We start from the raw sequence: 21,428 nt of genomic DNA on the forward strand, positions 1-21,428 counted from the left end.
CCGCGCCGACGCGGCTGGACCGACGGCCGGACCGGGGCGGCGCGGGCCGCTGCTCCGGTCCGGCCGTCAGTCCAGCCGTGCCCGCTCCCGGGCGGTCCGGATCGCGATGATGTTGTCGACCAGGCGGGGGGCGTCGGTCGCGGGGTCCATCGGGGAGGCGAGCAGGGCGCGGACGTAGGCCGGGGCGAGGATCAGTTCGAAGACATCGCCCCAGGTCAGCACGGTGGCGCCGGCGGCGTCCAGGGTGGCCTGGAGCTGGCGGATTCGGGGTTCGACGAAGTCGAGGCCGTGCTCGCCCTGGTCGCCGGCCCGCAGCATGGCGCGGAAGAAGGCCAGGTGGCCGGGCTCGCCCAGTTCGGCGAGCAGGCGGCTGGTCCAGCCGAGCAGGTCGGCCCGCAGGTCGCCGGTGGCGGGCAGGGGCGAGCGGCGGCCCAGCTCCTCCACGACGGTGTCGATGATCAGGCCGTCGGCGGTCCGCCAGCGGCGGTAGAGGGTGGCCACGTGCACGCCGGAACGCGCCGCCACCTCGGCGAGCTCCACCGTGCCGTCGGCGGATTCGGCCAGCAGTTCGCGGGTGGCGGCGTGCACGGCCTCTCTGGTGCGGGCGGTCCGGCCGCCGGGCCGGGACGTCCCCGTTGCTTGCGTCACTACACCAGTTTAGCGCCTTAGCGCGAATTTGTTGCGTTAGTGGGACAGGCATGCCAGGCTAAATGCGAAAGATTCGCGTCAGTGTGGTCGAGGTCAACCGTGAACGGTGAAGGGGAGGGCGTCATGGCACGAGTCCTGGTGGTGGGCGGCGGGATCGCGGGGGACACGCTCGCGCTGATGCTGGAGCGGGACGGCTGGGCGGTCACCGTCGCCGAGATCGCCCCGGCGCCGCGGACCGGCGGGCAGACCGTCGACCTGCGCGGCGACTGCCGCGAGGTACTGGACGGACTCGGGCTGCTCCCGGCCGCGCTGGAGTGCCTGGTGCCGCAGGCCGGGGCGGCCTGGATCGACGCGCGGGAGCGGCGGCTGGCCGAGATGCCGGTCACCGCCTTCGACGGTCGCGGCTACGTCTCCGAGGAGGAACTGCTCCGGACCGACCTGGCCCGGATCATCCACCGGGCGACCGGCCCGGGCGTCACGCACCGGTTCGGCGAGACCGTCGAGGCGCTGGAGGACACCCCCGGCGGCATACGCGCGCGGTTCCGCAGCGGAACGACGGAGGAGTTCGACCTGGTGGTCGGCGCCGACGGCGCGCACTCCCGGGTCCGCGCCCTGCGGTTCGGCCCGGAGGAGCGCTACCGCAAGCCGCTCGGGCTGGCACACGCCTGGTTCACCCTCCCCGAGCGGCCCGGGACGCCGCGGCTGGACGGCTGGTTCCTGATCTACAACGAGCCCGGCCGCCGCAGCGTGCAGGCCCGGCCGGGCCGGGCGGGCGAGCAGGAGGTCGGGCTGACCTTCGCCGCCGACTCCCTGCCGCCCCGACAGGACCGCGAAGCCAGGTTCGCCCTGCTGGAGCGCACCTTCGCCGACGTCGGGTGGCGCGCGGGGGAGTTCCTGGCCGCCGCACGGCAGGCCGAGGACTTCGCGCTGGACACCTTCGACCAGGTACGGATGCCGAGTTGGCGCAACGGCCGGGTGGTGCTGCTCGGCGACAGCGCCTGGTGCGCGAGCCCGCTCAGCGGCCTCGGCACCGCGCTGGCGCTGCGCGGCGCCGCCGAACTGGCCACCGCGCTGAAGTCGGCCGACGTCCCGGCCGACCCCGGTCGGCTGCCCGCCGCGCTGGCCGCCTACGAGCGGGCGATGCGCCCACGAGTCACCTCGGCCCAGCAACTGCCGCCCGGCCGGGTCGCCTCCATGGCACCCGCCACGGCCCTGGGCATCCGGGCCAACGCGCTGGCGATGCGGGCACTCCAGTCGCGTCCGCTCCGTCCGCTGGTACGGCGGGCGATGGCGGGCACCGAGCACGGCCGCAGCGCGACCGAGGCGACCGAGGCGGCGTAGGGGGGCGGGCCCCGGTCGCGGCAGCGGCGGGACGGCGGATGGCGAGGCCGGTGGGTCGCTCAGGCTCACGCGCACGTCCGCGTCCGTGAGCGTCAACTCCTCGACGGAACTGGGCTCGTGCTGCTCCAGCGCGCCGGCAGGTGGGCGGTCGCGAGCCGCTGGAGGGGCTCCGACCGTCACGCCCACCACGAGGTCCTGTCCGGCGGATCGTGGCCGAGCGATGAGGTCCTGCCAGCAGCCTGGTTCGGGCCGTGGGGGATAGTAAGCCCTGACTGAGTACAGGCGTAGGGAGGTCACGGGTGGCGACCCCGTCATGGTGGGAAGAGCTGGTAGGCGTCAGCGGCATTCTGGTGGATGCTGACTGTGTCGAGGTTGAGTACTGGCGAGGTCCCGCAGGGGAAACCATCGCGGAGGGCGGGGACGACGTTCCGCCGTTGACGGTGCGGCTGAGCACCCTCGGGCGCGTCTTTGCCGAGCACGCGGCCGAGTTCACCGCGGAGCAGACCCATCGGTTGTTCCAGCTCTTGGAGGAGATCCTGGTGAAGGGCAGTGACGAGGACGGGAACGCCATCACCACAGGATTCTTCGAGGCGCTGTTGAACGCCTGGGACGAGGGGTTCGACCTCGACTCTGTCTGGGCGGTCGTAGGCCCCCAGTCCCGTGATTACTGCCGGGCCTGGAATGCCTTCACAGGGGTCGAAACCCCTGGCTGGATGCGCTGAAGCCTGTCGGCTGGTCACGAGCGGAGCCACAGGCGTATCGATGCGACCGTGACGGTGCCGTGGAAGACGGAAGCGCGCTTGTCGTACCTTGTCGCCACGGCCCGGGAGTGCTTGAGCCGGTTGATCGTGCGCTCGACCTCGTTCCGGCGCTTGTACATCTCCTTGTCGAAGCCGGCGGGCCGGCCCCCTCGGCTGCCGCGGAGGGCTTGGCGCGTCTGCGAGCGGCCCGGATCTTCCAGTTTGTCCCCATCTGCGTCCCCTTTTGCGCGCGCCGGCGGCATGCTGGTGGGCCCGGTTGATGGTCGAGTCGACGGAGACGGCCCAGTCCACCCGGCCCACCGCGTCGTCACGGACCTGGACCTGCTTCCGCAGCTTCGCCCACGTGCCGTCCGCCTTTCAGCGGGCGAACCGCTCGTAGACGGTCTGCCACGGCCCATACCGCTCGGGGAGATCGCGCCACGGGGCCCCGGTCCGCAGCCGCCACAGTACGCCGTTGACCACCTGGTGGTGATCACGCCACGGACGGCCACGCCCGTCCACCTGCGGCAGCAGGGGTTCTATCCGCTCCCATGCCGCGTCCGTCAACTCGCCTCGACCAGCCACAAGATCAATGATCGGAGTGCTCGTGGTCGGCCTCGCACGCGGGGTCCGTCAGGAACTGGCTCAGCCGATAGGCGGTCGGCTGCACCAGACGGCCGCACAGCGTGTCGATCTGGAGCATCGACCCGTCGATTCGCGCCTCCCGAAGACGGTGCAGGTGTGCGCGAAACTCCGCCTCGTCCCGCGTTTCGAAGATCACTTCCCACCGCCCCGCGTCCGGCGCAGTGCGAGCAGCAAGCCGCTGCCTCTCGGTCTCTTGCCGCCGCTTTCTCTTCCCCTGTCCTGGCACCAGCCCAGAATCGCTGGCCAGTGCGGGAACGGCAAGACAATTGACCCGAGCACCACAGCCCTGCTCGGTGACCATTTGTCAGACAGGCTCTAGTGCAGCGGCCTCTGCCGTCGCCCCCGACGCCGACCAGGGCGACCCGGTCGACACGTCGATCGCCGACCCCGCGACCTCCGGCGACGCGCCGACCGGGCAGCCGGCCGGCCCGGTGGGCCGGGCCGCGACGTCCGACCTCGTCGGGACGGGCGCGGACCTCTCGGTCGGCGCTATCGGGCCGGTGCTGCTCGCCGCCGGGAGCGCAGCCTTCCTGACCGGCCGCAACCGCCGCCCGCACACCCGGCACCGGCGCCAGGAATCCCTGACGGAACCCCCGGCGCCCGGGGCGGCCCGGTGGGTCGTCACTCCTCCGGGAGTTCCACGATCACCAGGGTGCCCCGGCTGCCCGGGCCGACCGCGTGCGCGGTCCTGGCCGGGACCACGTACAGCTCGCCCGCCCGCACCGGCAGTGGGGTGCCCTCCAGGAGGAGTTCCAGTCGGCCGTCGAGGACGAGGAGTGCCTCGGCGGTGCGGTGGCTCTCCTCGGGCAGCGGTGTTCCGTCCATCCGCAGGACCTTCACGCAGGCCGGTCCCACCAGGCCCAGGGGGAGGGAGCTCCAGGCTTCCGGGAGACCGGCCGCCGTCTCCGTCAGGTTGACCGCCAAGGTGACCGGGTTCACGGCGCACGCCTCCTGACGGACCCGCCCGTCCGGACGGGCCCGTGTCTCGACATCAAGGGGATGACCCGGAAACTACCCGACCGGGAGCGGCGGTTGGTCGACCGTTCGGCAAAGAATGCATCCGGCCCGGAGTGGGCACACGGCCTGGCATGAACGAGACCGCACCGCCGAACCCGGAGCCGTCCGTGCCGCCGCACCCGGTGGCCCCGCCCCATCCGGTTGCCCCGCCGAAGCCGGGCGCGCCGCCGGCCACCGTGCCGCCGACCGCCGCTCCGCCGAGCGGGCGCCGCCGCGCGTGGCGGTTCGGCGCGGCGGCGGCCGTGCTGGTCCTGGTGGGGGCCTGCGCGGTGGCCCTGGCCGGCCGGGAGGGGCGCGGGCCGGTGCACGGGTCGATGCCCGCGCCGGTCGTCGGGCCGGTGGACGGGGACGGGGCGCAGGCGCTGCCGGGGAGTCCGCACGCGCTGCTGCTGGACGGGGTGTCGGGCCGGGTCGAGATCGTCGGCTCCCGCGACTCCGCCGCCACCGCCGCGTACCTGCCCGAGGGCTCCGAGGCACTCGGCCGGGTCGGGTTCGGGCCGGTCGGGAGCGACGGCGCCGTGCCCGTGCGGTGCGCCGCCGCGGACGGCGGGCCGCTCGCGCGGTGCGGCGGGGTGCTGCGGCTCACCGTCCCGGAGGACACCGCACTGACGGTCCGCCAGGAGTCCGGGGAGATCGCACTGTCCGGGCTGCGCGGCGACCTCGCGCTGTCGCTGGCCTCGATCCGCTGCACCGCCGTCGGCCTGCGCCCGGAGCACGCGACGGTGTCGGTCCGCTCCGGCAGCGCCGACCTCGGCTTCGCCGCCCCGCCCGGCGACCTGACCCTGGAGTCGACGTCCGCCTCGGTGGCCCTGCGGCTGCCGGCCGACCACCCCGACGACGGGTACGCCTTCGAGTCGGACGCGGCCTCCGCCGACGTCCGGATCGCGCTGCCCGAGCAGCCGGGCGCCGACCACCGGGTACGGCTGCGCACCACCTCGGCCTCGGTGGCCGTGCTGCCCGCCGAGGCCGGGTGACGCGGAGTGGCGCGGGCCGACGCCGGGTCAGCCCGCCGTGCCGCAGCGCTCGGTGTCGATCTCCGGCAGGGTCGCCGCCGCGTAGCGCGCGCCGTGCACCGTCCGGTCGGACAGCACCCGGCCGGCCGCCGCCAGCAGCTCGGCGGGGACGTCCAGGTCGAGGGTGGCGACGTCCTCGCGCAGGTGGGGCACCGAGCGGGTGCCCGGGATGGCCAGGACGTGCTCGCCCCGGGAGAGCACCCAGGCCAGGGCCAGCTGGGCCACCGTCAGGCCCGCGGCCGCCGCCAGGGCGGACAGCTCGGCCCGCAGGGCCAGGTTGGCCGGGTAGTGGGCGTCGGTGAAGCGCGGCATGCCGAGCCGGATGTCGCCGGGCGGCAGGTCGGCCGTCCGGGGCGGCTCGTCGGTCAGGAAGCCGCGGCCGACCGGGCTGAACGCGACCAGGGCGACGCCCAGTTCGCGGGTGGCGGCCAGGGTGCCGCGCTCCGGGTTGCGGGTCCACAGGCTGTACTCGTTCTGCAGCGCCGCCACCGGGTGCACCGCGTGCGCCCGGCGCAGGGTGGCCGCCGACACCTCGGACAGGCCGATCGCGCGGACCTTGCCCGCCGCGACCAGCTCGCCCAGCGCGCCGACGCTCTCCTCGACCGGGACGGCCGGGTCGAGCCGGTGCAGGTAGTACAGGTCGATCACGTCGGTGCGCAGCCGGGCCAGCGACTCCTCGACGGTGCGCCGGATCGTCTCCGGGCGGCCGTCGATGACCCGCCGCCCGTCCACGCCGGTCATGCCGCACTTGGAGGCCAGCACGATCCGCTCGCGGTGCGGGCCCAGCACCCGGCCGACCAGCTCCTCGTTGGCGCCGAAGCCGTACAGCGCGGCCGTGTCGAACAGGGTGACGCCCGCGTCCAGCGCGGACAGCAGCAGCTTCGCGGCGTCCTCGGGGGAGGGCGGGGTGCCGTAGGCGTGGCTGAGGTTCATGCAGCCGAGGCCGACGGCCGGGACCTCGAACGGCCCGATGCGACGGAGCTTGCTCATGCGGGCACCGGGGCGGCGGCGAGCTGCCGTTCCAGGTCGGCCAGGGTGCGGTAGCAGGACAGCACCTGGGCGAGCGAGGCGTTCGGCTCGCGGCCCTCGCGGATCGCCGCGACGAACTCGCGGTCCTGCAGTTCGATGCCGTCCAGCGAGACGTCGATGCCGCTGACGTCGATCGGTTCCTCTTCTCCGGTCATCAGGTCATCGTAGCGAGCCAGGTAGGTGCCGGTGTCGCCGATGTAGCGGAAGAAGGTGCCCAGCGGGCCGTCGTTGTTGAAGGAGAGCGAGAGGGTGCAGATCGCGCCGCTCGCCGCCTGCAACTGGATCGACATGTCCATCGCGATGCCCAGCTCCGGGTGGAGCGGGCCCTGGAGCGCGTTGGCCCGGACGATCGGCGAACCGGTCTGGTACGCGAACAGGTCGACGGTGTGCGCGGCGTGGTGCCACAGCAGGTGGTCGGTCCAACTGCGCTGCTGTCCCATCGCGTTGAGGTTGCTGCGGCGGAAGAAGTAGGTCTGCACGTCCAGCTGCTGGATGGTCAGCTCGCCCGCCGCGACCCGGCGGCGCACCCACTGGTGGCTGGGGTTGAAGCGGCGGGTGTGCCCGGCCATCGCCACCAGGCCGGTGCGCTCGGCCGCCGCGGCGCACGCCTCGGCGTCCGGCAGCGAGGCCGCCACCGGGATCTCCACCTGCACGTGCTTGCCCGCCGCCAGGCACTGCCGGGTCTGGGCGGCGTGCAGCGGCGTCGGGGTGGCCAGGACCACCGCGTCCACGTCGTCCATCGCCAGCACCTCCGCCAGGCTGCCCGCCGCCCGGGCGATGCCCTGCTCGGCGGCGAACTTCCGGGCGCTGTCCAGCGAGGAGGAGACCGCGGCGGCCACCTCCACGCCCTCGATCCGGCGCAGGGCCGCCGCGTGCTTGGCGCCGAACGCGCCGCCGCCCGCCAGGGCGATCCTCAGGGGCTGCTGCTTCGTCATCTCAGTTCTCCTCGGCGGGAGTCGGGCCCTGCGGGCGGTTGGTCAGGATCAGGTGGCCGACGGCCGTGTTGGACGCCGGCACGTGGTAGAAGCGGTGCTCGACGTCCACGGCGCCGCCGTCGTCCACGTCGCTCAGCGCGCCGCGCGCGATCAGCCACATCACCAGCTCGATGCCCTCCGAGCCGGCCTCCTCCACGTACTCCAGGTGCGGCACCCGGGCCAGGCCCGCCGGGTCGGCGACCAGCCGGTCCAGGAACGCGTTGTCCCACTCCCGGTTGATCAACCCGGCGCGCGGGCCCTGGAGCTGGTGGCTCATCCCGCCGGTGCCCCAGACCTGCACGTCCAGCGGGCGCGGGTACGACTCGATCGCCCGGCGCAGCGCCCGGCCCAGCTCGAAGCAGCGGGCCCCCGACGGCACCGGGTACTGCACCACGTTCACGTGCAGCGGGATCACCCTGCACGGCCAGCGCTCCACCTCGCCGAACATCAGCGACAGCGGCACGGTCAGCCCGTGGTCGACCGGCATCTCGTTGGCCAGGGTGAGGTCGAAGTCGTCCTGGATCAGGCAGTGCGCGAGGTGCGCGGCCAGCTCCGGGTCGCCCTCGACGCCGGGCACCGGGCGCGGGCCGTAGCCCTCGTCGGCGGTCGGGTAGGCGGCGCCGGTGCCCAGCACGAAGGTCGGGATCAGCGAGAGGTCGAAGGCGCTGGCGTGGTCGTTGTAGACCAGCACCACCACGTCCGGGACGTGCGCGGCGGCCCACCGCCGGGAGTGCTCGTACCCGGCGAACACCGGCCGCCAGTACGGCTCCCCGGTCCTGCCGTGGTCCAGCGCGGCGCCGATCGCCGGGACGTGCGAGGTGAACACGGCGGCCGAGACGGCGGCGTGCTCGGCGGGCGGCGCCTGGTCGGCGTGCGCGGCCTCCAGCACGGCGTGGTCGATCCGGCTGCCCGAGGCGGTGGCCGAGCGGCCGCCGGAGACCATCATCTCCCGGTACTCCCGCTCGGTCATGCCGGTCATCGAGCCCGCCATCTGCTGGAACGACAGCCCCAGCGTGGCACCCCACTTGGCGAGGAAGTAGATGTTCCCGCCCTCGCGCACCGCCGCGTTCAGGTCCCGCTCCAGCAGCGCCCGCCTCTGCTCCTCGCGCAGCGGCCAGGCGTCCAGGTAGCCGCGCTCGTCGGCCAGGTACGCGGCCCGGTTCTCGGCCGTCATCAGCGACATGCAGAACTGGTTGAGGTGGTAGCCGCGGGCGGACTGCTCGGCGTCGAAGATCGTGGTGCCGGGGACGAGCCGGTAGCTTCGGTCCAGTGCCATGCCGTCAACTCCCTTCGTTCTCGGGCCAGTACAGGCGGTTCGGGTTGTCCACCAGGAGCCGCCGGCGCAGTTCGGGGGTGGGCGCGACGTGCGGCAGGAAGTCGACCAGCAGGCCGTCGTCCGGCATGTGGTCCTTCAGGTTGGGGTGCGGCCAGTCGGTGCCCCACAGCACCCGGTCGGGGAACTCCTCGACCACCCGGCGGGCGAACGGCACCACGTCCCGGTACGCGGCCCGCTCGCCGTCCAGCGCGGGCGGGCCGGTCAGCGAGAGCCGCTCCGGGCAGCTGACCTTGCACCAGATGTCGTCCCTGGCCCGCAGGAAGGACAGGAACTCGGCGAACTCCGGCCCGTCCGGGTCCTTGGAGACGTCCGGGCGGCCCAGGTGGTCGACCACCAACGGCACCGGAACGGAGAGGAAGAACTCGCGCAGCCCGGCGAGGTCGGCGGCCTCGAAGTACAGCACCACGTGCCAGCCCAGCGGGGCGATCCGCGCCACCACGTCCCACAGGTCCGCGCGCGGGGTGACGTCCACCAGGCGGCGGACGAAGTTGAACCGCACCCCGCGCACCCCCGCCTCGTGCAGCTCGCGCAGCTCCGCGTCCGAGATGCCGGGCCGCACCGTCGCCACGCCGCGCGCCCGGCCGTCCGACCGGCGCAGTGCGTCCAGCAGGGCGCGGTTGTCGCCGCCGTGGCAGGTCGCCTGGACGATCACGTTGCGGGCGAAGCCCAGGTGGTCGCGGAGGGCGAACAGCTGCTCGGCGGAGGCGTCGCACGGGGTGTACTTGCGCTCGGGCGCGTACGGGAACTCGGCGGCCGGGCCGAACACGTGGCAGTGCGCGTCCACCGCGCCCGCGGGGAGGTCGAGTTCGGGGCGGCCGGGGGAGGGATGCCAGTCCAGCCAGCCCGGGGTCTTCTGCTGTTTCATGGTGATCAGTCCTCGTAGCGCAGGCCGAGCGCGGCCAGCGGGCCGCGCATCGCGTACATGTCCAGGCCGAGCTCGCCCGCGCGCAGCCGCTCGCGCTTGCCCGCCTCGTTCTCCTCGCGCCGCGCGGACGCCTCGGCGGTCCCGGCGGCCCGCTCGCGCGGCACCACCACCACGCCGTCCGCGTCCGCCAGCACCACGTCGCCCGGGCGGACCGGCGCGTTGGCGCACACCACCGGCACGTTGACCGAGCCCAGGGTGGCCTTCACCGTGCCGCGGGCGTTGACCGCCCGGGAGAACACCGGGAAGTCCATCGCCGCCAGCTCCGCGACGTCCCGCACCCCGCCGTCGATCACCAGGCCCGCGCAGCCCCGGGAGCGGAACGAGGTCGCCAGCAGCTCGCCGAAGAACCCGTCCTCGCTCTCCGTGGTGCAGGCCGCCACCACCACGTCGCCCGGCCGGATCTGCTCCGCCGCGACGTGCAGCATCCAGTTGTCGCCCGGCTGGAGCAGCACCGTCACCGCCGGGCCGCACAGCCGCGCCGCCGGGTACACCGGGCGCAGGTACGGGCGGGCCAGGCCGGTGCGGCCCATCGCCTCGTGGACGGTCGCCGTGCCGAAGGCCGCCAGCGCGGCCACCGCGGCCGGGTCGGGCCGCTCGATCCTGGTGTGCACGACACCGAGTTCGGGGTGCGTCATGGTCTGCTCCTGGGGGGTCTCAGCGGCCGGCCGCGGCGAGGCGGGCGGCCAGTCGGGGGTGGACGCGCAGCGCGTTGCCGGCGTACACGGCCGCCCGCTGTGCGTCGGTGAGCCGGTCGGTCGCGTCCACGTACCGCCGGGTGTCGTCGAAGTGGTGGCCGGTCAGCGGGTCGACCCCCCGCACCGCGCCGATCATCTCGCTGGCGAACAGCACGCCCCCGGACGGGACCACCGAGGCCAGCAGGTCGATGCCCGGCTGGTGGTACACGCAGGTGTCGAAGAAGACGTTCGTGCCCACCAGCTCCTCCGGCTGCGGCCCGCCCAGCGCCTGCGCCAGCCCGCGGAAGCGCCCCCAGTGGTAGGGCACCGCGCCGCCGCCGTGCGGGACCACCAGCCGCAGCGTCGGGAAGTCCGCGAACAGGTCGCCCTGGAGCAGCTGCATGAACGCGGTGGTGTCGGCGTTCAGATAGTGCGCGCCGGTGGTGTGGAACGCCGGGTTGCAGGAGGTCGACACGTGCACCATCGCCGGGACGTCGTACTCCACCAGCGCCTCGTACAGCGGGTACCAGCTCCGGTCGGTCAGCGGCGGCGCGCTCCAGTGCCCGCCCGACGGGTCCGGGTTGAGGTTCACCGAGACCGCGCCCAGCTCCTCCACCGCCCGCCGCAGCTCCGGCAGGCAGCTCGCCGGGTCCACGCCCGGCGACTGCGGCAGCATCGCGCCCATCGCGAAGCGCTCCGGGAACAGCGCGCCCACCCGGTGCACCAGGTCGTTGCAGATCCGGGCCCAGGCGGCGGAGACCGCGAAGTCGCCCAGGTGGTGGGCCATGAAGCTGGCGCGCGGCGAGAAGACGGTCAGGTCGGTGCCGCGCTCGTCCATCAGCCGCAGCTGGTTGGACTCGACCGCCTCGCGCAGCTCGTCGTCCGGGATGCGCGGCCCGGCCGGGTCGGGGGCGGCGGCCGGGTCGCCCGCGGCGGCGACCTGGCGCTCGCGCCAGGCGGCGAGCTGCGGCGGGGCGGTGGTGAAGTGGCCGTGCGCGTCGATGATCACGGAGGTCTCCTGAGGGGTCTTCGGACGGGAGGGGTCAGGCGGCGGACGGCCAGCCGGTGTACTGCTCGGCCAGGTACGCGCGGCCCGCGCGGGTGCCCACCACGCCGTCCAGCTCGCCCAGTTGGCGGCGTAGCTCGAACGGGGAGGCGCCCGGCGCGGTGTGCAGCAGACGGGTCATCCAGGACGAGAAGTGCTGCGCCCGCCAGACCCGGCGCAGCGCCTGCGGCTGGTAGTCGGCCAGCGCCGGTTCGCCCTCGGCGCCCAGCGCCCGCAGCAGCACGCCCGCCAGCACCTTGACGTCGTGCAGCGCCAGGTTCAGCCCGCGCGCCCCGGTCGGCGGCACGGTGTGCGCGGCGTCGCCCGCCAGCAGCAGCGCACCCCAGCGCATCGGCTCCTGCACGAAGGACCGGAAGCGCAGCACCGTCCGCTCCAGGACCGGGCCCTCCACCAGCCGGAAGCCGTCCCGGCCCGCGACCCGGGCCTGCAGGGTCGCCCAGATCCGCTCGTCCGGCCAGTCCTCCGGCCGCTCCCGCGGGTCGCACTGGAAGTACATCCGCTGCACGGTCGCCGTCCGCCGACTGACCAGCGCGAAGCCGTGCTCCGAGTGCGCGTACACCAACTCCGGTGCGCTGGGCGGGGCCTGGGCCAGCACGCCGAACCAGGCGAACGGGTACTCGGCGCCGTACCGGGTGCGCAGCGCCGCCGGGACCAGGCCGCGGCAGGTGCCGCGCGAACCGTCCGCGCCGACCACGTACCGGGCCCGCAGCTCGTGCCGCGTCCCGTCCGCCGCCGTGAAGCGCACCCGGGGGCGGTCGGTCGCCACGTCCAGCACCTCGGTGCCGCGGACGCCGAAGTGCACCGTCCCGCCGTCCCGTTCGCGGGCGTCCGCCAGGTCGGCGAACACCTCGGTCTGCGGGTACAGCCACACCGAGGCGCCCACCAGCTCCCGGAAGTCGATCCGGTGCGCCCGGCCGCCGAAACGCAGCTCGGTGCCCCCGTGCTCGTGGCCCTCGCGCAGGACCCGGTCGCTCACCCCGGTCTCCACCAGGTCACGGGCCGCGCCCGCCTCCAGGATGCCCGCCCGGTGGGTGCCCGCGATCTCGGCCCGGGTGCGCAGGTCGACCGCCACCGCGTCCACCCGGCCCGGCCCAGCCGGTGCGCCAGCATCAGCCCCGCCGGGCCCGCGCCGACCACCGCGACGGGCACCTCGGTGACGGTGTCGACCGCGTCGTCGGCCGCATCGGAGCCGGAGCCGGTGACGGAGCGGGTGACGGAGACGGAGTCGGCAACGGCATCGACGGCGGAGTCGGTGACGGGTTCGGGCATGACGGCTCCAGGGCACGGCGGGGCGAGGGTGGCGGCACCCGGGGCGACAGGCCGGCCGGCACGCCCCGAACGTTGGCAGCTCGCTCCGCCGGCCGTCGCCACCCTTTCCGCCTGACGGAAACGCGCTGCTCGTGGCGGGCTGCGCGGCGCAGACTGTGGGACGGCCCACGGCGTCGTGCGCGGTGCGGCGTCGTGCGTCGTGCGCGGTGCGGTGTCGTGCACCGTGCGCGTTACGGCGTCGGGCGCGCTACAGCGCCGTGCGGGCCCGTCGTCCCAACTCCTCGGAGATCCCGTGCACCGCCCGCAGCAGCGGCTCCCGCAGCCCGCGCGCCCGCTCCGCGCCGCGCGCCGCCACCACGATCCCCAGCGCCGCGCCCACCGGCCCGGTCCGGCCGATCCGCACCGGCGCGGCCACCGCCACCGTGCTCTCCGACAGCTGACGGTCGCTCACGAACACCTGCTCGCGGCGGATCAGGTCCAGCTGCGCCCGCAGCGTCCTCGGGTCGGTCACCGTGTGCGGCGTCCACGGGCGCAGCGGCGCCGCCAGCACCTCCTCCTGCAACGCGCGCGGCGCGTGCGCCAGCAGCACCCGGCCCATCCCCGTCGACCCGACCGGGAACCGGGTGCCCACCATCGTCAGCAGCTCCACCGAGCGGTGCCCCGCGATCCGCTCCACGAACACCAGCTCGGTGCCCTCGCGGACCGCTAACTGGATGTTCTCGTGCGTCGCCTCGTACAGGTCCTGCATGAACGGCAGCGCCGCGTCCCGCAGGATCTGGGTCCGCGGACACCCCGAGGCGATCTCCACAGCCGCAGCCCACGTGCCACGACCCGTCCTCGGCCCGCTCCAGCGCACCCCAGGACGCCAGCTCCGCCACCACCCGGTGCGCGGTGCTGACCGCCAGCCCCGTGCACTGCGCGATCTCCGACAGCGTCCGCGACGGGTGCTCGCGGTCGAACACCGCCAGCACCTGGAGGACCTTGCCGGCCGCCGAAACCCGGTTCGCACTCATCCCGCCAGTCTCGCACCCGCCCGTCGCGCCCCCGCCAGCCTCACCCCGCCCGTGGAGGAACCCCCGTGGACCTGCTCGCCCTGACCTCGATGGCCGTCCGCCCCGCCCTCGCCGACCTCGCCCCGCTGCTGCCCCCGGTACGGTTCGAGGCCGCCGGCGGCGTCGAGGTGACCCGCCGCATCCGTGCGGGCGGGTCCGCCGACCTCGCCGTGCTGCCGCCGACGCGCTCGCCGCACTGCACGCCGAAGGGCTGGTGGAACGCCCCCGCCCGCTCTGGGACTCCGCCACCGTCGCCGCCGTGCCCGCCGACGCCCCGCCCGCCGACCTCGCCACCACCGCCGACCTGCGCACCCTGCTCACCACCGCCCGGGCCGTCGCCCACTCCACCGGCCCCAGCGGCACCGCCCTGCGCGCCCTGGTCGAGCGGCTCGGCCTCACCGCCCGGGTCCGCCTCGTCCAGGCCCCGCCCGGCACCCCCGCCGGCCACCTGCTCACCGACGGCCGCGCCGACCTCGCCTTCCAGCAGCACAGCGAACTCGCCGACCTCCCGGCATCCGCGTCCTCGGCCGCTCCCCGGCGACACCGCCATCACCTCCACCTTCGCCGCCGCCGTCCTCACCGCCACCCCCGCCCCGGCCCCGCCCCGCCACCTGCTCGACCTGCTCGACCGCCTCGCCACCGCCGGAGCCCCGCCCACCGCCCGGGCCCGCGGAATGCACCCGCACACCCCGGCGACCGGCCGTCCCGCCGGGTGACCGCCGACCGGCACCGGGCCGGCCGAATTCGGTTCCGGCGGACCGGCCCGACCGCCTACCATCGCGGCCATGCCCAGACCCTTCGGCTTCAGCCACGACCAGCGCCCCGACGGCACCGTCACGATCACCCACCAGGGCCGCCCGGCCGGCACGCTGCGCGGGGCGCGCGCCGAGAAGTTCCTCGCGGAGGTCGGCTCCGGTGACGCCCAGCTGGTGATGGCCCGCTGGACGGGCGCGTACAAGCACGGCAACGAGCGCACGGCACGCGACCACCCGCGCAACCGGCGCTAGCCCCCCGTCCCGGCCCCGGGCTTCCGTCCTCGCCCCGTCCCTCCGCCGGGCGATAGCGCACCGCCCGGTGCGCCGTCAACTCCGCGACGCGGCGCGCCGATAACGGCTGGACGGCCCCGCGCCCGGTGCCGAGACTGGGTGCGGTGACGACCCATACGGACCACTCGACGGCCCCCTCCGCCGCCGCCCCCTCCACCGACCTCGGCGAACTGCGGCGGCAGTTGGCCGTCCTGCACGGCGGCAAGGTGACCTCGGTGCACGTCCCCAGCGGCAGCGCGGGCCTGTTCGCCCTGCTGCTCGGCCTGCCGGACCCCCGACCCGACGGCCCGGCCGAACTCGCCCACCGCTGGCTCACCGTCGCCCGCAGCAGCTGGACCCTCGACCGCCCCACCACCCCCCGCACCACCCCCGGCCCCGGGGCCCGGCACCTGGCCGACGACCTGCGGGCCCTGATCGGCCGGGAGATCACCGCCGTCCGGATCGCCGAACCCGACTGGAACACCCTGATCGAGTTCGGCGACCACCACCTGCGCATCCACCCCGCCGCCCCCGCCCCCACGCCCCACCCGACGAAACCCCCGCCTGGGCCCTGCGCCTCCCCTCCCGCCACCTCCTCCTGATCGGCCCCGGCCCCGCTGGCGAAACCGCCCCTGACCTGCGACGATGCCCGAATGCTGCGCCACGTCCACCGCGTCACCGCGGACGATCCCGCCGACCGCGACGCGTACGGCCGCCCCACCGGCACCACGGACACCCGCAGCGACCGCGGCCCCGAACCGGAGCCGCGCGCGGTCGAACAGCGCCCCGCCGACCAGGCGTTCTGGGACCGGACAGGCGGACGCCCGGGCGAACTCCGGGCCCGGGTCTCCGGCGCGCCGTGGGATCACGCCACGGCTGTGGGTAGGGGGGCGTGCGGGGGCGGAGCCGGTGCCACCTCGCTCCGGGTGCCGACGTCCTGGACGCCGGGCTGGTCTCGGTCTTCGGCCGCGGTGAGCGGAAGGGGACGGACGGGCCCGTGCTCGCCCGGCTGATTCCGCAGCCGCCGGAGGTCCTGCGGAAGGTCTTCGCCGCGTTCACGGCCGGTGGTTGACGAGCTCGGCGGCGGAACGGCCCCGGCGGAGGACGGGACGTTCGGCGTGGTGGGCGTGCGGGTGCGTCATGTTCCGGGGCCGGACGGCGGGGCTTCACTGCTCCAGCGGATCTCGCCGTCGACGACGGTGTCGGTCGGGGTCAGGCCGAGGGCGCGGGCGACGCCGGCGGATGCCCGGTGTTCGGGGTGGACGTGGGCGAGCAGGACGTCCACCCGCTGGGTGCGCAGCCAGTGGGCCATCGCGAGTGCGCCCGTGCGGGCGTGGCCGTGTCCCTGGTGGGCGGTGCCGATCACCCAGGCCAGTTCCGCCGTGACGCGGCCGTCCGGGGTGCGCTCCAGGGTGGCCTGGACCGTGCCGACGAGTCGGCGGTCGGAGTTGCGGCGCAGCATCCAGTTGAGCCAGCCCTGTTCGCCGTCCGGGGAGCGGCCCTGCTCCAGGCGGCGGTAGCGGGCGTGGAGTTGCTCCGGTGAGAGCGGGCGCCCGCCGATCCAGGTGTGCAGCCGTACGTCGTCCAGGAGGGTGAACGCCTCCGCGGCGTGCGCCGCCCGCAGCGGTTCGAGGCGGAGGGCTCCGGCGGTGATCTCGGTGGCGGCGGGCCACTGCGCTGGGTCGGGCACCCGGCAGCGTACGCCGCAGTGCCCCGGCGCGTGGTCACCCGGTGCGGGGCGGGCCGTCCAGCTCGGCGTCCAGGTGGGCGAGGACCGCCTCCGGCTGTTCCAGGTGGGGGAGGTGTCCGGCGCCGGGCACGACGGCGAAGCGGGCGGCGGGGAAGGCGCGGGCGTAGGCGGCGCCGTACCCGGGGGTGGCGACCCGGTCGCTCTCGCCCCACAGCACCAGGACGGGCACCCGGACGTCGCGCAGCCGCTCCCGCAGCCGGGGTCGTGCATGTAGGGGTCGCCGGCCAGCGCCCGCATGGTGGCCAGGTTGGCCCGGCGGCGGGCGAGTTCGGCCGGGGGGAGGGTGGCGGGGTCGACGAAGTGGCGGTCGGGGTCGTGCCAGGAGTGCTCGGCCAGGCCGCGGGCGTCGAGGGCGAAGACGTCGGTGAGCGGCTCCCCGTCCACCTGGATGCCCACGGCGTCGATCAGCACCAGCCCGCCGACCACCGCCCCGCCGCCGGCGCCCGTCCCGGTGTCGCGCAGCGCCATCTCGGCGCCGATCCAGCCGCCCAGGGAGGAGCCGACGACCAGGACGTCCCGCAGGCCGCGCAGGCGCAGCAGGTCGAGGTAGTGCTCGGCGAGGTCGGCGATCCGCGTGAGCGCGGCGGGGCGTTCGGTGCCGTCCCAGCCGGGGTGGACGGGGGTGAGGACATGGGCGGTGCGGGCCAGTCGGGCGGCCAGCGGGGCGACGGTGGCGGGGCCGCCGCCACCGTGCAGGAGCAGGACGGGGCGGCCGGTACCGGCCTCGGTGAGGAGCTGTTCGGCGGTCATGCGCCCACCCTAACTAAGGATGCTTAATTAAGCTAGTTGAGTCAGGGGTAGGCTGGCAGGCATGAACCCGAGCTCCACGTTCTCGGCCAGGCCGTCAAGCAGGTCCAGTACCGGCAGCACCGCGCCCTCGACACCGCCCTGACCGCCGTCGGCACCACCCTCGCCCAGTGGGACGCGCTCCGGGCGATCGGCCGCCGCCCCGGCGCCTCGGCCCGGGAACTCGCCGCCGCCACCTTCCAGACCGAGCAGTCCTTCGGCACCCTGGCCGGCCGCCTCCTCGCCCAGGGCCTGATCGAACGCACCCCCGGCCGCGGCCGCCGCCTCGAACACCACCTCACCCCCGCCGGCGACCGCCTCCTCGCCACCGGCGAACAGGCCGCCGACCAGGTCCTCGCCGCCCACTTCGCCCCGCTGGACGCCGCGGACCGCGCCACCCTGCTCCGCCTGCTCCGCGCCCTGGCCCCCGCGCCCGCCGACACCCTTGCGCCCGCCGGCGACACCGCCGAGGACGGCTGACGGCCGCTCAGGGCGGGGGAGGGGACCCGCCGGGGCGGCGGCGTGACAACCTGGCGGCGTGAACGACGTCCTCACCGCCGCCCTGCGGCGCGCCGCCGACCACCAGCACCGCTTCGAAGCGCGCTTCGCGGCGCACCTCGACGCCCTGGCCGACCCGGCGTCCGGCCCGCTGGAGCCGCCGCCGCACGGCAGGTTCCCGGCCCGGGCCCTCGCGCTGGTGCGCGAACTGTCGCTGCGCGGCGGCAAACGGCTGCGGGTCGCCCTGCTGCACGAAGCCGCCGCCCTGGCCACCGACCGGCCGGTGCCCGGCCTGGACGCCGCCGCGATCAGCATCGAACTGCTGCACACCCACGGGCTGATCCACGACGACCTGATCGACGACGCCCCGTACGCCGGGGCGGCCCGTCCACCTACCACGCCTACCGCCAGGAGTTCCCCGACCGGCCCGACACCGCCCTCGCCCTCACCGTCCTGGCCGGGGACCTGGCCGCCTTCCTGGCCGTCCGGGCCCTGCTCTCCGGCGACCTGCCCCCGCCCGCGCCCTGGCCATGGCCACCGTCGCCACCGACGCCGCGGCCGCCGCGGTCAACGGCCAACTCCTCGACCTGGAACGCGACTTCCACCCGCACCCGACACCGAGTTCCTGCACACCGTCACCGAGTACAAGTCCACCCGCTACTCGATCCTCGCCCCGCTGCGCCTGGGCCTGCTCGCCGCCGGCGCCGACCCCGCCCCGCACGACGCCGAACTGCGCGCCTACGCCACCGCGCTGGGCATCGCCAACCAGATCCACGACGACTGGCTCGACCTCTTCGGCGACCCGGCCGCCCTCGGCAAACCCCTCGGCACCGACATCCGCGCCGGTCGCCGCAGCTACCTCGTCCGCGCCCTGCTGGCCGCCACCGCCGACGACGCCCCCGCCCGCGCCACCCTGCACGCCGTCCTGGGCGTCCCGCACCCGGACGAGGACGCCCTCGCCGAACTGCGCGGCCTCGCCCGCGCCCGCGGCCTCGACCGCACCCTGCACGACGAAGCCGCCCGACACGCCCACCGCGCCGCCACCTGGCCGCCGCCTGGCAGCGGCACTGGCGCCCGGACGCCGTCGCCTTCTTCACCCACCTCCCGGCCTGGTCCGTCACCCGCGACCACTGAAGCCCGCCGCGCCCGGCCGGACCGGCCCGTGTGGCCGCCTGCGACGTCGAGGACGAGCTCCCGCAGGTCTGAGTCGGAGTCGGGAGTTCGGACCTGACCGGACGCGACCGGCCCGGCCGCCCGTGCGGGGCAGCCGGGCCGGTCGGGCCGACGGGGTGTCAGGGGGCCTCCGGGGCCGGGAGGAAGCCGGTGTCCCGGAAGTAGGAGAGGTAGCGGACGAGCACCTCCTCGGTCAGCGGCGCCGGGCGGACGCCGAGGCGGGCCGCGGCCTCGGTGGTGCGGCGGGAGTCGAAGCGGCGGGCCTCCGCAGGCTGCTCCGCGCCGCCGCCCCCGCTGCCGTCCGCGCCGCCGTCCGCGCCGCCGCCCCGCTGCCGTCCTCGCCGAGGAAGAGCTGGGCGGCGTTGTCGTGGCGGGCCGCGACGGCGGCTCGCCACTGGTCGGCGGGCAGGGTGCGCAGGCGGTAGCCGAGGTGCTCGGCGGCGGCGAACACCCGTGCCAGGTCCGGCGGTTCGGGGTGGGTGAGGTGGAAGGTCCGCCGCCGCCGGGGGCGTCGAGGACGAACGCGGTGATCGCCGCGCTGACGTAGTCCACCGGCACCCAGCCGGTGGAGCCCGGCGGCAGGTCGGGCACCGCCCCCGCCTGGAGGCAGCCCTTGATCAACTGCCAGAGCAGGTCGCGGTCCTGGCAGGCCCCGGTCACGCTGTCGCCGCTGATCCGACCGGGACGGTGCACGGTGACCGGCAGCCCACGCTCCCGGGCCAGCCCGACCAGGCCCTCGGCCACCCACTTGCTCTGCGCGTAGCCGTCCGGCAGCGCCGCCACCGGCCCGGCCGGGGTGCGCTCGGTCACGACGCCGGGGCCGCCCGTCGCCGGGTGCACGCCGGTGGTCGAGACGTGGTGCAGGCCGGGGAGCGGGACTCCGCCAGCAGCCGCAGCAGCTCCTCGGTGCCCGCGACGTTCGCGGGCCGCAACTCCCGGTAGCCCCGCCGCGAAGTTGACCCGGGCCCCGTTGTGCACGATCGGCCCGAGCCGGCGCAGCAGCGCCGCGCGCGCCCCCGGGTCGAGACCGAGCCCGGGCGCGGCCAGGTCCCCGGGCACCGGACGGAGCAGCTCCCGGTACCGCTCCTGCCACAGGCCGTACCGGCGCAGGTTCCGCTCCAGCCGCAGCGCCCCGTCCCGCTCGTCCTCGGCCCGCACCAGGCAGTCCACCGGGCCGCCGGTCGCCTCGATCAGGTCGCGCAGCAGGAACGCCCCGAGGAAACCGGAGGCACCCGTCAGCAGCGGCCGGGAGGAGGGCGGCACGGCGGCACCCGCCCGACCCGCCGTTCCGGCCCCGGTGATGTCCGGCGCCAGCCGGACCTCGGCCGCCCAGTCCACCGCCTCCGTTCCCGTCCCTGCCTCCGTTCTCGCTCTCGCTTCTGTTCCCGTTCCCGCTCCCGTTCCCGCCTCCGTTCCGGTCCCCGGCCCGGCGTCGGCCGCCGCGTCGGCCGCAGCCCCGGGCCCGTCCAGCAGGCGGGCGACGCCCTCCGCCGTCGGGGCCGCGAACAGGGCGCGCAGGGAGAGGCGCCGGCCGCAGCGTTCCTCGATCCGCTGAGCCAGGGACACCACCAGCAGGGAGTGGCCGCCGCAGGCGAAGAAGTCGTCCGTGGGGCCGATCTCCGGCAGGCCGAGGGTCCGGGCGAACACCTCGCACAGGACCGCCTCCCGTTCGGTGCGCGGTTTCCGGCCGGTGCCCGGGGGTGCTCGGGCGCGGGCAGGGCCCGGCGGTCGGTCTTGCCGTTGGGCGTCAGCGGGAGCGCGTCCAGGGCGACGTACGCGGAGGGCACCAGGTGGTCCGGCAGGACGGCCGCCAGCCGGGCCCGCAGCTCCGCGGCGTCCGGGGGCGTCCGGTCGTCCGGCCCGCCCACGGTGTACGCGACCAGTCGGCGGTCGCCCGGCCGGTCCTCGCGCACCACGACGCAGGCGGCCGCGACGCCCGGCAGCGCGGTGAGCGCCGCCTCGACCTCGCCGGGCTCGATCCGGAAGCCACGCAGCTTGACCTGCTCGTCGACCCGGCCGACGTACTCCAGCTGCCCGTCGCGGCGCCAGCGGGCCAGGTCGCCGGTGCGGTACATCCGTTCGCCCGGCGCCCCGGCGGGGTCGGCCACGAAGCGGGCGGCGGTCAGGCCCGGGCGGCCCAGGTAACCGCGGGCCAGGCCCTCCCCGGCCACGTACAGCTCGCCCACCACGCCCGGCGGGACGGGGGCCAGCCGGGCGTCCAGGACGCGCACCCGGGTGCCGTCCACGGGGACGCCGATCGGCACGGACCGGTCCGGGACGGCCGGACCCGCGGCGGGCTGGAAGCCGCTCATGGTGGCGCAGACCGTGGTCTCGGTGGGCCCGTACGCGTTGACCAGGCGGTGCTCGGGGGCCCAGGCGCGGGCCAGCGCGGGCGGGCAGGCCTCCCCGGCCAGGACCAGGGTCGTCCCGGCGGGCAGCGACCCCGCAGGCAGCGCCGCGAGCGCCG

The 21,428-nt window shown here is 75.6% G+C and carries 20 protein-coding genes and 7 pseudogenes; 7 read left to right on the forward strand and 20 right to left on the reverse strand.

The window, feature by feature from the left end:
• Positions 1 to 66: 66 nt before the first annotated feature.
• Complete coding sequence (locus QMQ26_RS35510; RefSeq protein ID WP_282204193.1) at positions 67 to 648, reverse strand: TetR/AcrR family transcriptional regulator C-terminal ligand-binding domain-containing protein; 582 nt, start codon at positions 646 to 648, stop codon at positions 67 to 69.
• A gap of 123 nt (positions 649 to 771) precedes the next feature.
• On the opposite strand from QMQ26_RS35510, the gene QMQ26_RS35515 reads away from it, so the two are divergent.
• Positions 772 to 1,989 (forward strand): FAD-dependent monooxygenase, encoded by a 1,218-nt coding sequence (locus QMQ26_RS35515; protein WP_282204194.1) that lies wholly within the window; start codon positions 772 to 774, stop codon positions 1,987 to 1,989.
• Positions 1,990 to 2,288: 299 nt separating this feature from the next.
• A complete protein-coding gene (locus tag QMQ26_RS35520; RefSeq protein ID WP_282204195.1) occupies positions 2,289 to 2,711 on the forward strand; it encodes a DUF7674 family protein in 423 nt (140 codons plus the stop codon).
• A gap of 14 nt (positions 2,712 to 2,725) precedes the next feature.
• On the opposite strand, the pseudogene QMQ26_RS35525 reads toward QMQ26_RS35520, so the two are convergent.
• The 3 genes and pseudogenes from QMQ26_RS35525 to QMQ26_RS35535 form a co-directional block, all read right to left on the reverse strand.
• Positions 2,726 to 3,314 (reverse strand): annotated as a pseudogene (locus tag QMQ26_RS35525) (IS5 family transposase).
• Positions 3,315 to 3,318: 4 nt separating this feature from the next.
• Entirely contained in the window at positions 3,319 to 3,675 is a 357-nt protein-coding gene (locus QMQ26_RS35530) for a hypothetical protein (protein ID WP_282204196.1), read from the reverse strand.
• 320 nt (positions 3,676 to 3,995) lie between these two features.
• Entirely contained in the window at positions 3,996 to 4,313 is a 318-nt protein-coding gene (locus QMQ26_RS35535; protein WP_282204197.1) for a cupin domain-containing protein, read from the reverse strand.
• A gap of 149 nt (positions 4,314 to 4,462) precedes the next feature.
• Between QMQ26_RS35535 and QMQ26_RS35540 the strand changes: the two genes are divergently transcribed.
• Positions 4,463 to 5,365 carry a DUF4097 family beta strand repeat-containing protein gene (locus tag QMQ26_RS35540; protein WP_282204198.1) on the forward strand — a complete coding sequence of 301 codons (903 nt, stop codon included), beginning with the start codon at positions 4,463 to 4,465 and terminating at the stop codon, positions 5,363 to 5,365.
• A gap of 27 nt (positions 5,366 to 5,392) precedes the next feature.
• On the opposite strand, the gene QMQ26_RS35545 is transcribed toward QMQ26_RS35540, so the two are convergent.
• From QMQ26_RS35545 to QMQ26_RS35590, 10 genes and pseudogenes are all read right to left on the reverse strand, one after another.
• A complete protein-coding gene (locus tag QMQ26_RS35545) occupies positions 5,393 to 6,394 on the reverse strand; it encodes an aldo/keto reductase (RefSeq protein ID WP_282204199.1) in 1,002 nt (333 codons plus the stop codon).
• A complete protein-coding gene (locus QMQ26_RS35550) occupies positions 6,391 to 7,368 on the reverse strand; it encodes a Gfo/Idh/MocA family oxidoreductase (protein WP_282204200.1) in 978 nt (325 codons plus the stop codon). Before QMQ26_RS35550 ends, QMQ26_RS35545 begins: the two co-directional genes overlap by 4 nt.
• 1 nt (position 7,369) lies before the next feature.
• Positions 7,370 to 8,683, reverse strand: a complete 1,314-nt coding sequence (ligA, locus tag QMQ26_RS35555; protein ID WP_282204201.1) for a protocatechuate 4,5-dioxygenase subunit alpha — start codon at positions 8,681 to 8,683, stop codon at positions 7,370 to 7,372.
• Positions 8,684 to 8,687: 4 nt separating this feature from the next.
• Positions 8,688 to 9,608 (reverse strand): amidohydrolase family protein, encoded by a 921-nt coding sequence (locus tag QMQ26_RS35560; RefSeq protein ID WP_282204202.1) that lies wholly within the window; start codon positions 9,606 to 9,608, stop codon positions 8,688 to 8,690.
• Between the two features lie 5 nt (positions 9,609 to 9,613).
• Positions 9,614 to 10,303 carry a 4-carboxy-4-hydroxy-2-oxoadipate aldolase/oxaloacetate decarboxylase gene (ligK, locus tag QMQ26_RS35565; protein ID WP_282204203.1) on the reverse strand — a complete coding sequence of 230 codons (690 nt, stop codon included), beginning with the start codon at positions 10,301 to 10,303 and terminating at the stop codon, positions 9,614 to 9,616.
• 19 nt (positions 10,304 to 10,322) lie between these two features.
• Complete coding sequence (locus QMQ26_RS35570; protein WP_282204204.1) at positions 10,323 to 11,351, reverse strand: amidohydrolase family protein; 1,029 nt, start codon at positions 11,349 to 11,351, stop codon at positions 10,323 to 10,325.
• 34 nt (positions 11,352 to 11,385) lie between these two features.
• Entirely contained in the window at positions 11,386 to 12,480 is a 1,095-nt protein-coding gene (locus QMQ26_RS35575; protein WP_282204205.1) for a 4-hydroxybenzoate 3-monooxygenase, read from the reverse strand.
• Positions 12,381 to 12,677 carry an FAD-dependent monooxygenase gene (locus QMQ26_RS35580; RefSeq protein WP_282204206.1) on the reverse strand — a complete coding sequence of 99 codons (297 nt, stop codon included), beginning with the start codon at positions 12,675 to 12,677 and terminating at the stop codon, positions 12,381 to 12,383. The genes QMQ26_RS35575 and QMQ26_RS35580 overlap by 100 nt, the downstream gene beginning before the upstream one ends.
• A 247-nt stretch (positions 12,678 to 12,924) precedes the next feature.
• Positions 12,925 to 13,485, reverse strand: a complete 561-nt coding sequence (locus QMQ26_RS35585) for an IclR family transcriptional regulator (protein WP_282204207.1) — start codon at positions 13,483 to 13,485, stop codon at positions 12,925 to 12,927.
• Between the two features lie 94 nt (positions 13,486 to 13,579).
• Positions 13,580 to 13,690: pseudogene (locus QMQ26_RS35590) on the reverse strand (IclR family transcriptional regulator); the annotation flags it as partial.
• Positions 13,691 to 13,943: 253 nt separating this feature from the next.
• Between QMQ26_RS35590 and QMQ26_RS35595 the strand changes: the two are divergent.
• Both QMQ26_RS35595 and QMQ26_RS35605 read left to right on the forward strand, forming a co-directional pair.
• Positions 13,944 to 14,648, forward strand: a complete 705-nt coding sequence (locus QMQ26_RS35595) for a substrate-binding domain-containing protein (protein WP_404814023.1) — start codon at positions 13,944 to 13,946, stop codon at positions 14,646 to 14,648.
• 231 nt (positions 14,649 to 14,879) lie between these two features.
• Positions 14,880 to 15,356, forward strand: a complete 477-nt coding sequence (locus tag QMQ26_RS35605) for a hypothetical protein (RefSeq protein ID WP_282204210.1) — start codon at positions 14,880 to 14,882, stop codon at positions 15,354 to 15,356.
• Positions 15,357 to 15,892: 536 nt separating this feature from the next.
• Here QMQ26_RS35605 and QMQ26_RS35610 read toward each other — a convergent pair.
• From QMQ26_RS35610 to QMQ26_RS38535, 3 genes and pseudogenes are all read right to left on the reverse strand, one after another.
• A complete protein-coding gene (locus tag QMQ26_RS35610; protein WP_100838738.1) occupies positions 15,893 to 16,444 on the reverse strand; it encodes a GNAT family N-acetyltransferase in 552 nt (183 codons plus the stop codon).
• Positions 16,445 to 16,478: 34 nt separating this feature from the next.
• Positions 16,479 to 16,988, reverse strand: a complete 510-nt coding sequence (locus QMQ26_RS35615; protein ID WP_404814241.1) for an alpha/beta fold hydrolase — start codon at positions 16,986 to 16,988, stop codon at positions 16,479 to 16,481.
• Positions 16,964 to 17,254, reverse strand: a pseudogene (locus QMQ26_RS38535) (alpha/beta fold hydrolase); the annotation flags it as partial. The gene QMQ26_RS35615 and the pseudogene QMQ26_RS38535, both read right to left, overlap by 25 nt.
• Before the next feature lie 69 nt (positions 17,255 to 17,323).
• Between QMQ26_RS38535 and QMQ26_RS35620 the strand changes: the two are divergent.
• Positions 17,324 to 17,770 (forward strand): annotated as a pseudogene (locus QMQ26_RS35620) (MarR family winged helix-turn-helix transcriptional regulator); the annotation flags it as partial.
• Between the two features lie 58 nt (positions 17,771 to 17,828).
• Positions 17,829 to 18,922, forward strand: a pseudogene (locus QMQ26_RS35625) (polyprenyl synthetase family protein).
• Between the two features lie 158 nt (positions 18,923 to 19,080).
• On the opposite strand, the gene QMQ26_RS38540 reads toward QMQ26_RS35625, so the two are convergent.
• The 3 genes and pseudogenes from QMQ26_RS38540 to QMQ26_RS38550 form a co-directional block, all read right to left on the reverse strand.
• Positions 19,081 to 19,356, reverse strand: coding sequence for a hypothetical protein (locus QMQ26_RS38540; RefSeq protein WP_404814024.1), 276 nt, complete (start codon positions 19,354 to 19,356; stop codon positions 19,081 to 19,083).
• 193 nt (positions 19,357 to 19,549) lie between these two features.
• A pseudogene (locus tag QMQ26_RS38545) lies at positions 19,550 to 20,608 on the reverse strand (SDR family oxidoreductase); the annotation flags it as partial.
• A gap of 146 nt (positions 20,609 to 20,754) precedes the next feature.
• Positions 20,755 to 21,414 (reverse strand): annotated as a pseudogene (locus tag QMQ26_RS38550) (AMP-binding protein); the annotation flags it as partial.
• Positions 21,415 to 21,428 lie beyond the last annotated feature (14 nt).

The organism is Kitasatospora fiedleri (assembly GCF_948472415.1).
GTDB lineage: Bacteria > Actinomycetota > Actinomycetes > Streptomycetales > Streptomycetaceae > Kitasatospora > Kitasatospora fiedleri.